Source organism: Paenibacillus sp. FSL R7-0345 (genome assembly GCF_038595055.1).
Taxonomy (GTDB): Bacteria; Bacillota; Bacilli; order Paenibacillales; family Paenibacillaceae; genus Paenibacillus_AQ.
Genome location: NZ_CP152002.1, coordinates 3,675,121 through 3,687,187 on the forward strand (window position 1 = coordinate 3,675,121; position 12,067 = coordinate 3,687,187).

General features: G+C 48.9%; 9 protein-coding genes and 1 pseudogene. 9 read left to right on the forward strand and 1 reads right to left on the reverse strand.

Translation table 11 applies throughout. The features are described from left to right. Positions 1 to 314 precede the first annotated feature (314 nt). Both NST84_RS15555 and NST84_RS15560 read left to right on the forward strand, forming a co-directional pair. Positions 315 to 497: a hypothetical protein gene (locus tag NST84_RS15555; protein ID WP_342561097.1), complete on the forward strand. Its 183-nt coding sequence runs from the start codon at positions 315 to 317 to the stop codon at positions 495 to 497. A gap of 53 nt (positions 498 to 550) precedes the next feature. After that, complete coding sequence (locus NST84_RS15560) at positions 551 to 730, forward strand: hypothetical protein (protein WP_342561098.1); 180 nt, start codon at positions 551 to 553, stop codon at positions 728 to 730. Between the two features lie 126 nt (positions 731 to 856). Here NST84_RS15560 and NST84_RS15565 read toward each other — a convergent pair whose 3' ends face one another. Then, a complete protein-coding gene (locus tag NST84_RS15565) occupies positions 857 to 1,705 on the reverse strand; it encodes an AraC family transcriptional regulator (RefSeq protein ID WP_342566448.1) in 849 nt (282 codons plus the stop codon). Positions 1,706 to 2,006: 301 nt separating this feature from the next. Between NST84_RS15565 and NST84_RS15570 the strand changes: the two genes are divergently transcribed. The 7 genes and pseudogenes from NST84_RS15570 (at position 2,007) to NST84_RS15600 (ending at position 12,063) form a co-directional block, all read left to right on the forward strand. After that, positions 2,007 to 4,961 (forward strand): glycoside hydrolase family 2 TIM barrel-domain containing protein, encoded by a 2,955-nt coding sequence (locus tag NST84_RS15570; RefSeq protein ID WP_342561099.1) that lies wholly within the window; start codon positions 2,007 to 2,009, stop codon positions 4,959 to 4,961. Positions 4,962 to 5,102: 141 nt separating this feature from the next. After that, the gene (locus tag NST84_RS15575; protein ID WP_342561100.1) at positions 5,103 to 7,391 is read left to right on the forward strand and encodes a glycoside hydrolase N-terminal domain-containing protein; all 2,289 of its coding nucleotides are present in this window, start codon (positions 5,103 to 5,105) and stop codon (positions 7,389 to 7,391) included. Beyond that, entirely contained in the window at positions 7,388 to 8,509 is a 1,122-nt protein-coding gene (locus tag NST84_RS15580) for a glycoside hydrolase 43 family protein (protein ID WP_342561101.1), read from the forward strand. Before NST84_RS15575 ends, NST84_RS15580 begins: the two co-directional genes overlap by 4 nt. Further along, positions 8,455 to 8,940: pseudogene (locus NST84_RS15585) on the forward strand (hypothetical protein); the annotation flags it as partial. The gene NST84_RS15580 and the pseudogene NST84_RS15585, both read left to right, overlap by 55 nt. Before the next feature lie 117 nt (positions 8,941 to 9,057). After that, on the forward strand, positions 9,058 to 9,336 hold the full coding sequence (locus NST84_RS15590; protein WP_342566560.1) for a hypothetical protein: 279 nt from the start codon (positions 9,058 to 9,060) through the stop codon (positions 9,334 to 9,336). Then, positions 9,337 to 10,905 carry a hypothetical protein gene (locus tag NST84_RS15595; RefSeq protein ID WP_342561102.1) on the forward strand — a complete coding sequence of 523 codons (1,569 nt, stop codon included), beginning with the start codon at positions 9,337 to 9,339 and terminating at the stop codon, positions 10,903 to 10,905. 138 nt (positions 10,906 to 11,043) lie between these two features. Then, the gene (locus NST84_RS15600) at positions 11,044 to 12,063 is read left to right on the forward strand and encodes a hydroxyacid dehydrogenase (protein WP_342561103.1); all 1,020 of its coding nucleotides are present in this window, start codon (positions 11,044 to 11,046) and stop codon (positions 12,061 to 12,063) included. The last annotated feature ends 4 nt before the right edge of the window (positions 12,064 to 12,067 follow it).

A 12,067-nucleotide genomic window follows, 5' to 3' on the forward strand; every position in this document is an offset into this window, starting at 1 on the left:
CTCGTTGCTATTATTAAAACAATCAACGTATTCTTGCATAACAGCCTTCATTTGCTTGTGTAAGCATTCCCTTAACATGGGGTTTTAAAGTACTGCCATACATTTCATTCTTCTTGTAAAGTTACAATTAAAGGAAGGATTTATCACTTAAAGGTTAAACAACTGGAGGCAGTTGCACAAGTTTTCTTACCTAGTCGTTATCGGAAAAGTCTTGAAGATTGAAAATCCCATATCAAAAATGAGGATGTCAAAGATTAATTACTCTCAAAAGTGATACGGCCAACTATGCAAATCTGCAAGAATTAGTCTGGTATGTGAAAAGTAAATACGGCGAGATTGCTCATGCTGTGGCAAGTATAGGTGGAGGATGGTCTGGAAAAACCATACTGGAAGTTTACGAAGAACGTTGGGGCATGTTTTATATTGAATCTATAACTGGTCATTATGCTATTGCAAGCGCGTTTGATGATTACTCTATGTTTAGTTTACTCGTGTAGAAAAATTGGTAAATAGGCTATTGGTTAATAATAAACATTTAGTGAGGCATGAAGTGAAAATTAATGCCTTTTATCAAGAAAATCTATTATTTGGTAATAAAATGGTATCTGCAGGTTATGTTAATCTCGGCGGCTATCTAACGCATCGCTCCACCTTCGAGGATATGATCGGAGAATTTGAGGTCTGGCTCAAGCCTGAATCAGGGGTTATTAAGGCAGTAGTTGAACTGTAAGTCTGTTACTAAGTTGGCTTCATGATATATTAAACTTTAGTGACAGCCAACTTTGAATTGAATGATAAAGACATATTCGAAGCTGCATTCGATCAGAATTACAGCTCTGTATATGTCTTTTTTGAATCAATCCAGATCCTGTTTGGTTGGAGCAGGAGTAAGGGAAGGGGTATATCCATAATAACGGCGATACAATTTCGAAAAGTACACCGGCTCCAGTCCAACAGTAGCTGCAACCTGGCGGACATTCAATTCTGGATTGTCGATTAAGAGTAAGTTTGCCGTTTTTAATCGAAAATTTTGAAGATATCTTGTTGGTGTCTGATGCATTTCTTGTTGGAAAATACGAGTGAGCTGCTTTGAAGAGTATCCCGCATGCTCAGACAGCTCGTCCATTGTAATCCGGCGCCCCAAATGATCATGCATAAAACGAATGGTACTCTCGACAACGGTCTCTTGAACTTTTCTAAACGATACAGATTGCTGACCATGTCTGTTCCGATGGATCTGTTTTAACAGCTTCAGACACAGGAGAATGAGCATTTCTGTTGACTTCCATGGCTTAGGATCAAGCCCGGAGTTCATCCATATGTCGTGAATAAATGGAAGGAATTCAGCAACATTTTGTAAGCTACAAGTGAAGGGCTGTGCACCAAAGCCCCAGCTCTTTAACATGCCTTCAGCGCCTTCCAGATAGCTGACATAACCGACATGCCAGGGTGTGTTAAAGAGTGGACGATATTCATTAGGAAGTTTAGCAGGTACATAGAGCAATGAGCCCGGCTGCAAAATGTCCCAATGCTCTTGTCCAAGAAGTCTGAATTTTCCTGTTCCTGAAAACGTAAATAATAACTGATGGGCCGAGTAGCCCTCCAGTCTGGTAATCGGCAGTTGTAATTCTGTTCCTACTGTATAAACAGCAATGGGTAAGCCTTCCTCAAATGAGTAGTTTCCATTACTTCTTTGATTTAACATCTCCACCAGTATCACCTCATGAGGCAATAGTATCTTACTTTTACCCGAGCTTCAATATAAATCCCGTGGTGTATTAGTATGCAATGTCCGTTTTTTACTATGGTTTGTCTTTAATGACTCCTGTTTCAAATCTCGTCCTACAGATAAAATTGAAGCATATCACACATAGGAGGAGACTTTAATGTTGCCAATAAATAAATATTGGGAGGACTTAACTGTCCTTCAGATCAATCGTGAACCAGCAAGGTCATACTATATTCCATATTCAAGTGAGAGCGAGGCTGCGAGCGAAAGAAGGGGCATGTCCCCTTATTATCAATCACTCAACGGTGTATGGAAGTTTAAATACTTTAACAGCATTAGTGACGTACATGAACCTCTTTATCTGGAGAGCACGGACAGCAGTACATGGGATCAGTTACTTGTACCGTCTTGCTGGCAGATTCACGGTTATGATCAAATGCATTATCTTAACTATCATTATCCGATTCCCAATGACCCGCCTTTTGTACCAGATAGTAATCCTGCCGGATTTTACACCCGCAAATTCAATTTGCCTTCCACGTGGGAAGCCAATAAAGAGCAGTTTATTGTATTTGAAGGCGTCAATTCCTGCTTTTATTTATGGATCAACGGTACATTTGTCGGTTACAGTCAAGGAAGCCGTATGCCGGCAGAGTTCAATGTAGGCTCCTATCTGCGTTCCGGTGTTAATCACGTTTCCGTTCTGGTGTTGAAATGGTGTGATGGAACCTACATTGAAGATCAGGATATGTGGCGCTTCAACGGTATTTTTCGGGATGTGTACCTGCTGGCCAGGGACAAGCATCATATAAGAGATGTGTTTAACCGCCAGATTCACACCTCCGACTATGGAAGGGCTACACTCCTTACGGACGTTGAGACGACCGGACCGCTTGAAGTAACGGCCAGGCTCTATAATGCATCGGGCACATTGATTGCGGAATCTGCAGCCTCTATTGCCGCATCAGGAACATTGGAGATGAATGTGGACTACCCTGAGCTCTGGAGCGCCGAAAATCCTGTCCTTTACCGTTTATATGTGTCGGCGGGTGAAGAGTTATTAACTTTTCAGGTGGGGTTCCGCACGGTTGAGGTGAAAGAAGGGGTCTTCCTCATCAATAGCCGTCCTGTCAAGCTAAAAGGAGTCAACCGGCACGATTCGCATCCAGAGCTTGGACAAACCATTCCAATGAAGGCTATGCGTGAGGATCTGCTCGTTATGAAGCGTCATAATATCAATACAATTCGGGCTTCGCATTACCCGAATGATCCCCGTTTCCTTGAATTATGTAATGAATACGGCTTCTATGTCATGGACGAAGCTGACCTAGAGAGCCATGGAACAGGACAAGCCTATGAATTTAAGCATGGCTCGTTTCATTATCTGTCGGCGGACCCCTTATGGCTTGAGGCTTTTAAAGAGCGTGCCGTCCGTATGGTCGAACGGGACAAAAATCAGCCGTCAGTTGTTATCTGGTCGCTTGGCAATGAATCCGGTTACAGCCTTAATCACATTGCCATGGCTAAATGGACGAGGGAGAGAGATACTTCGCGACCTATTCACTATGAATGTACGGCTCCTGAAATGCTGGGACATTCCGACATCTCCTGTCTGGATATGGAGAGCAAGATGTACGCAACCGTGCAGGATCTGGAGGAATACGCGGCAGATGACAAAAATACACTGCCAATGTTCCTGTGTGAATATAGTCATGCTATGGGCAACAGCTCGGGTGACCTCAATGATTATTGGAAGGTTATCTACAAGTATCCCAAACTGATGGGCGGCTGTGTCTGGGAATGGTGTGACCACGGAATGCTGGTAAAGACTGAGGATGGCCAGTCCTATTATGCTTATGGAGGCGATCTGGGTGATGATGATCGGCCTAATGACGGGAATTTCTGTATTGATGGGCTTGTTTACCCGGATCGTACCCCGCATACCGGATTGCTGGAGCTCAAACAGATTATTGCTCCAGTACGCGTGAGCGTTAAAGACCTGGAAGCCGGTATCTTTGAGGTTTCCAATTACTATGATTTCGTTGATCTCTCGCATATTTCCCTGCATTGGAAAATCGAACGGGAAGGAATACTGAAGGAGCAAGGAAACATCTGGAGTCTTGACGTCAAGGCTCGACAGAGCGAACCGATTCAATTGCCATATACGTTGTCGAGTGATCAAGGATATTCTCAGGTTACGCTTTCTTTCAGGCTTAATCAGGATACAGCGTGGGCAGAGATTGGCCACGAGGTTGCTTTTGCCCAATTTTCTTCAGCTGCGCCAGCCCGGCGGATGCTTCTAAATAATATCATCAAAAAAACAGTCCACCATCAGCTTGATGCGGAAGAAGAGAACGGCTTCCTTGTTCTGCAAGGGTCTGATTTCCGCTACCGTTTCAGCCTGGATCTGGGGACCTTTGTTGGCATTGCCCGCCATGGGCTGGAGATGCTGGATGCGCCAATCACCTACTCCATCTGGCGGGCGCCAATTGACAATGATATGCACATCGTCCATAAGTGGCGTGCGGAAGGATATGACCGGGTTCAGACAAAGATATACGAGTGCCAATGGGAACAGATCAGCAGCTCTCTGGTACAAATTACGGTCAGCTTCAGTCTTGCCGCCTCCAACCGGAATACGGTAATGCGCGGAACGACGACCTGGTCCGTTCGAGCCGACGGTACTATTGTCTCCTCCATTCAAGTGAAGGTAAGAGAAAATTTTGTCTTTCTTCCCCGCTTTGGTCTCGAGATCACGATGCCGAAGGGGAACAATGAGGTGGAATACTTCGGACTCGGACCTCACGAAAGCTATGTAGACAAAAAGCACAGTGTTCGAAGAGGACGTTACGAAAATAAGGTCAAGCAAATGCATGAGGATTACATTATGCCGCAGGAAAACGGATCGCGTTATGATACAGAGTGGGCGATTGTCTCCAATTCATTGGGGATGGGGCTTATGTTCTATACGGATGAACCGTTCTCGTTCAATGCGTCCAAATACAGCATGCAGGATCTTGAACAAGCGAAGCATAATTATGAATTGAAGGAGAGAGAACAGACTTACGTTCACCTGGACTACAAGATGAGCGGCATTGGTTCTGCATCCTGTATTGTCGAACTGGTAGACGAGTATCAGTTGAAAGAGAAGGATATTGAATTTAGTATCACAATATTACCGATTTTCAAAGAGGACGAAGGGGTCTATCTTCAACAAAATGCTTCTTATTAAGAACATACCGATGGATTCGATATTTGCACCCCACAGCTTAGGAATGGCATGGTAATTTAGGAGTAATGTAATAGTGCTCTGCTTGCTGGGGCACCAAAAGAAAAAACAGTGGAGTAGGTGACAGATGTGGGGAATTTGACCATGTGGTTCAAGCAACCGGCCCATATTTGGGAGGAAGCGCTCCCGATCGGAAATGGTACGCTGGGTGGAATGATCTTTGGCGGTATAGATGCAGAGCGCATTCAACTGAATGAGGACAGTCTGTGGTACGGGGGACCTTCTGATCGCAATAATCCTGATGCATTGACGCAGCTTCCGCGCATCCGGGAGCTGCTTCTTCAAGGGCGGCCGCAGGAAGCGCAGCGCCTCGCTGCATTGTCTTTATCCGGCATTCCGGAATCCCAGCGGCATTATATGCCACTAGGCGACTTGCATTTGAATGTGCGAGCTGGACAGGAAGAGCCTGAATCGTACCGTCGCGAGCTGGATCTTGAGAAGGGCGTTGTGCGAATTCAATACTGCCAAGACGGCATACAGTACCGTCGCGAGATGTTCGCCTCCTACCCCGATGGAGTTATCGTTATCCGGCTGGGTGCCGATACACCCGGATCGATATCTGCGGATATCCGGTTAGGCGGTGTACGTAACCGGCATCTGGATGGTATAGCCCGCCTGGATGAGCATACCTTGCAGATGTACGGGCGAGCCGGCGGAGAAGGCGGAGTCAGATATGCTGCTGCAGTCCATGCACAGACCGAGGGCGGTACCGTGCAGCTTCTCGGTGAAACGCTGGTTGTCGAGAAGGCGGATAGTGTGGTTATTAAGCTCGCTACGGCCACTTCTTACCGCAGCGAAGATCCGGCGGAAGCATGCAGGGAGCTATTGAAGCATGCGTCTGAACTTTCCTATGGCGAGCTGCTTAGCCGGCATCTGGAGGATTACGGCAGACTGTTTGGCCGGATTTTAATTGAGCTTGGCCAGCGCAAGGCTGAACTTGAAGCAATGCCGACCGACGTACGCCTGAAGCAGGTCGCAGAAGGCGGTACGGATGAGGGACTATTGGCTCTGTATTTTCAATTCGGGCGATACCTACTCATTGCAAGCAGCCGTCCGGGTTCACTTCCCGCCAATCTGCAGGGAATCTGGAATGAACATCTGAGTCCTCCGTGGGACAGCAAGTATACCATCAACATTAATGCTCAAATGAATTATTGGCCTGCTGAAATATGCAATCTGGCTGAATGTCATGAACCTCTGTTCGATTTAATTGAACGGATGCGTGAGCCCGGGCGCCGAACGGCGCAGGTGATGTATGGCTGCGACGGCTTTGTAGCTCACCATAATACGGATCTATGGGGAGACACAGCGCCGCAGGACGTGTATTTACCGGCTACTTATTGGCCAATGGGGGCCGCATGGCTGTGTACTCATTTATGGGAGCACTATTTGTTTAGCGGAAACCGGGAGTTTCTGCAGAAGGCCTACGAGACAATGAAGGAAGCAGCCAGCTTCTTTCTTGACTTCCTGACAGAGCTTCCAGACGGAAGGCTGGTTACCAGTCCGTCCGTATCTCCTGAGAACACTTATATTCTGCCAAACGGCCAATCAGGCACGCTGTGTATCGGGCCGGCAATGGATAGCCAAATTCTGAATTTATTGTTCGAAGGCTGTATTGAGGCTGCCAGAACTCTGGAGATCGACGAGGAATTCCGGGAGCTTCTCGCCGGGACGAAGCTTCGTCTTCCAGGCATTCAGGTGGGGCAGCATGGCCAGATTATGGAATGGATGGAAGATTATGAAGAGGCTGAGCTGGGGCATAGGCATATCTCCCATTTGTTTGCGCTCTATCCTGGTGCACAAATTACGCCGCGTACAACCCCTGAATGGAGTCAGGCAGCCCGCGTTACGCTGGAACGCCGGCTGGAGAACGGCGGGGGTCATACCGGCTGGAGCCGGGCATGGCTTATTAATTTCTGGGCGCGTCTGGAGGATGGCGAGACCACTTATCAGAATCTGCTCGCGCTATTGCGTCACTCCACACTACCGAATCTGTTCGACAACCATCCACCGTTCCAGATTGACGGCAATTTTGGAGCCACAGCGGGAATAGCAGAGGCGCTGCTCCAGAGCCATTCGGACGTAATTCACATTCTCCCCGCCTTGCCTAAGGCCTGGAATGAAGGAAGGATTACGGGTCTCAGAGCGCGTGGGGGGTGTGAGGTTGATATTGAATGGTCACCGGTCGGCCGGTTCACAGCCCGGATTCGTCCTTCGCTGTCTGCGCGGCAGCAGGTCCGATCCGGTCTAATTGAGCTGATCCGGGAGCAGAGCGGGGCTGTGCTGGAATCCGTCGCTTTGTCCGAAGATGTACATGAAGTGCGGCTTGAGGCAGGTATCGAGTATACGGTTGAAGGGATGTTCAAGCGTTGAGAGATGGTCATATATTCCTGAATGGTGGTTATCCGCGGCTCTGGGGAGACCAGGGGGACAGGACCTATTGTAACCTGGTCCTGCCGGCGGATTACAGTGACCCTGACGTGATGCGTGTTGGCGAAGATTATTATCTGGCTGTCTCAACCTTCCAGCAATCGGGAGGGGTGGACATTCTCCATTCCAAGGACCTTGTGAATTGGGAGACGGTCGGGCACGCCCTTGAGGATGTCTCCAAGCTGGGTCCGCATTTTAACTGGGACCGGATGAATAATTACGGTGCCGGTGTGTTTGCGCCCTCCTTGCATTATCATGACGGACAATTCTGGGTGTTCGTCAACTGCTACCGGGGTGAAGCCTTCTGGAGGGCAACAGCGAAGGACCCTTCGGGTCCATGGGATGCGCGCCAATTGGAGGATCAGTATGGAAGGCCGCTTCGAATCGAGCCGTGGACGGATCCTGATGCATTCTGGGACGATGACGGACAGGCCTATCTTGCTGCCGCTTACTTGGGAACTCATTCGCTGTATTTATTCCGGATGAGTCCTGATGGAACCCGACTGCTGGACGCGGACGTTGATAATCTTCCAGACAGCGGGATGATATTTTATCAGATTGAGGGGACCGAGGGCAATAAAATCTTCAAACGAAACGGGTATTACTATCTGTTCAACGTTGATTTCCAGGGCCGTAGCCCCGCAGGTCGCGGCGGTTATGGCAAGCGGTCACGGCATTTATACGGGACAAAGGAAGACGGTACTCCAGGCGGTCCTGGTGACATCGGGCGCTATGAGGTGTTTTTACTAGGACATCAGTTTCCATCTCAAGGCGGATTTGTTGATACTCCCGAAGGAGCGTGGTATTTCCTGGGGCAATATGATGACGGGGGAGCTGCCGGCAGACGGGTTCATCTGGTTACTGTTCATTGGCTCAACGATTGGCCGTATATGGGTGAGCTGGAGAACGGCATGCCGACCGGAGAAATGGTGCGTCGCCATGCTAAGCCGGTCCAGGGCTTTCCGGTGTGTATTCCACAAGGCAGCGATGATTTGCGGGCGGGGTTATGTCGCCATGCTGGTATTGGAACCACCAGCCCCGTGAAGGGTATTGGTCTCTGAACGAGAGAACGGGATACTTGAGGCTGAAGGCATTTCACCAGCTTCGCAGCGGTGATTTCTTCAGCGCAGGCAATACGTTGGCCCAGCGGTACATGCTTTCACCGTCAGCCCAATATGACATACGACTGGAGCTGCCGGGTATGGAGGACGGGTAGGAAGCGGGGCTGACCCATTTTAACGGAGGGACAGACTATGCAGCAATATCCGTCATTAAGCAGAATGGATGCCTTCGGCTGAAATGGGAGCACAATGGCCGTGTAATTTACGCTAAGGAAGCCCTGCCGGTAAATCAATCTTCGCTCTGGCTCCGCACAACAGTAAATGCTCAAGCAGCCGCGGCTTTCTATGCGAGTACCGATGGCGAACGCTTCGAGCCTCTCGGAGAAGATTACTCGCTCCGGTGGGGCGGATACCGTGGCGACAATATAGGGATATACACGTTCAATAATGGGGCCGAGGATGGATTTGTAGATATTGACTGGTTTCGCTATGTTCATACCGGCCCGTTACCCGCCGGTGAAACGTATGTGGAGCGGAATGAGCTGACTTTGGCTATTGCACAGATCGGACAAATTGCGGTCATTCGGTCCGATGGCTATGGCGGTTATGAGCAGTTGCCTTCTTCCGGGCTGGGCTTCCAGACAAGGGTTCCGGAAGTTGCATCGGTTGATTCGGAAGTTCGTGTAACAGCGGCAGGACAAGGCAAGACTGAAGTGACCGTCTTCGACCGGGAGAAGTCGTTTACTGTCAGAATTCGAGTTCTGGCTTTGCGGAGCACTCAGGGTTGCCTGGGTCAGAACCAACAAGAAAAGATGGAGGAACTTTAGATGAAGATTAATTTACAAGAAACATCAAAGCCCCTGAAGCATATCTGGTCGGCCTGTGTGGGAGCGGGACGTGCAAACGAAGGGCTCCGTGCAGATTGGCAAGAGCATCTGAGCGAGGCTGTGGAGCAGTGCGGCTTCCGATATTTGCGTTTTCATGGTTTGCTGCATGATGATATGCATGTGTACCGGGTAATTGACGATACAGAGATATACAATTTTCAATATGTAGACAAGCTTTTTGATGCAATGCTTGATCGTGGAATCCGTCCGTTCGTGGAATTCGGCTTCATGCCCCTTGATTTGGCTTCTACGGAGCAGACGCAGTTCTGGTGGAAGGGCAACATCTCCCCTCCCAATGATTATGACAAATGGGGAGAGCTCGTCTCGCGTTGTGTGCAGCATTGGCGGGAGCGCTATGGAGATGAAGAGATACGCCGCTGGTATTTCGAAATCTGGAACGAGCCGAATCTTCCGGCATTTTGGGGTGGGACCAAATCGGAGTACTTCCGGTTATATGAAGTATCAGTGAAGGCAATTAAGGCGATTGATCCGCTGCTTCGTGTCGGCGGACCGGCAACGAGTAATTTTGTGCCGGACAGCCGCTTTGACGGAGAGGTAGAGGATGTGTCGAAGCACCTGACATTGGTTACTGAAGATTTGGATGCTTTAAGCTGGAAGGGTGTCTGGATCGAGGATTTCCTCTGCTTCTGCGCAGAGAAGGAGCTGCCGGTTGATTTTGTCTCCACTCATCCGTATCCGACTGATTTTGCATTGGATGGCTTTGGCAATTATGCCGGACGCTCCCGTCATGCCGGTTCAACCAAGGATGATATTGAATGGCTTCGGACGGTCATTGCCGGCAGCGCATATCCAGAGGTCGAGATACATCTGACGGAATGGAGCAGCAGCCCTACCTCGCGCGATTACAGTCATGATTACTTGCCGGCGGCTGCCTACGTCATCAAGACAAACCTGGAGAACTCGGATCGGATTGACTCGCTGTCGTACTGGGTGTTTACAGATGTGTTTGAGGAAGTCGGGGCGGGGCCTTCTGCCTTCCACGGCGGCTTCGGCATGTTGACGCTGCAGGGTGTGCGGAAGCCGACGTTCCACGCGTACCGCTTCCTTCATCAACTCGGCAATCAGGAGATTGGACGTGGAGAGGGGTATATACTGACCAAGACGGATGAGGGTAGGTTGGGCGGATTGTTCTATAACTATCCCGTGGGTTATGGGGGAACTGTCCCTATTTCATCATATCCGAATCAGACGGTAGCTCAGGAGGTTCAGGCCACAGGTACAGACAGATCATTCGAGCTGCTTGTTGAAGGAGTAACACCAGGTGCCGAGCTTGTGCTGCAGATTTTGGACAGTGATCATGGTGTAGCGATCAAGCTATGGAATGAGATGGGAGCTCCGCAATCGCCTAGCCGAGAGCAGATTAGACAACTAAAGGATTACGCGAACCGTTTGTCCGAGCGAAAACTCACGGCGGATAAGAACGGAGTGCTTAAGCTTGGTCTGACGCTCTCTGCGTGGGCTGTCGCATCATTGTCACAAACCTCGTAGTTTTGGATACAGGCTTAGCCTTGACTTTCAGTTCCTCATCAATTACAAATGAAGGCATCCGTATTGTTGCGGATGTCTTTATTTCTTTGAGAATCAATATGCCGTTAACATCGGCGGACCAATCGGAGGGAGCCTTCCATGAAGGGGATATTTTTTGCAGATAGATCAAGTCCTGCGTTCAGTCAAGCTACATTCTATGAGGTGTTTAACGAGTACACGATAGAGAGGTTGTCTAATCTAATTGAGATTTCACCAGAGATTCTGGACCGGAACAGGATGTCAGAGATGGCCGATACACTTGCAGAAACAGAATTGCTGTTCTCTTCATGGGGGATTGGAGAGCTAACGGAGCAGGAGATCCAAACCTACTTTCCGAAATTAAAGGCTGTATTCTATGCAGCAGGAACAGTTAAGTTTTTTGCACAGCCGTTCTTTAATTGTGGCATTCGCGTATTCAGCTCCCAGGCTGCTAATGCGGTGCCGGTAGCTGAATTTACGCTTGCGCATATTTTGCTTGCGAACAAGGGGGCAATTCCTACATTTCATAAATATGGACAAGATGGCTACGCGTCGGCAAAAGCCTATGCGGGCCGGTTTGAAGGGAATTTTGAGTCCCGTGTAGGTATCCTTGGCGCCGGGCGCATCGGCCGCAAGGTAATTGAACTGTTACAACCGTTTGATCTGGACGTGCTGGTATACGACCGTTTTCTATCTGATGAAGATGCGGCAGCTTTAGGAGCATCCCGGGCTTCACTTGATCTGATCTTTAGCACTTGTGGCGTTATTTCAAATCACCTGGCAGATAACCCTGAAACAAGAGGGCTGATTCATTATGAATACTTGAGCCAAATGAATGACTATTCAACCCTGATTAATACCGGCGCGGGACCGCAAATTCCAACGCCAGATCTGCTTGCTGTTCTCCGTGAGAATCAGACACTAACCGCCGTGCTGGATGTTACAGAGCCTGAGCCGCTTCCGACTGAACATCCCTTCTTTGCTATGAAGAATGTAATTTTGACACCAAGAATCTCCGGAAGCATCAGCAACGAGGTTGCCCGGATGGGGGAGTATATGCTGGAAGAATGCGAGGCTTTTATGAAAGGCCATACTTTGCGCTATGAGATCCTGCCGGAGATGCTTCACACACTGGGGTAAGGAG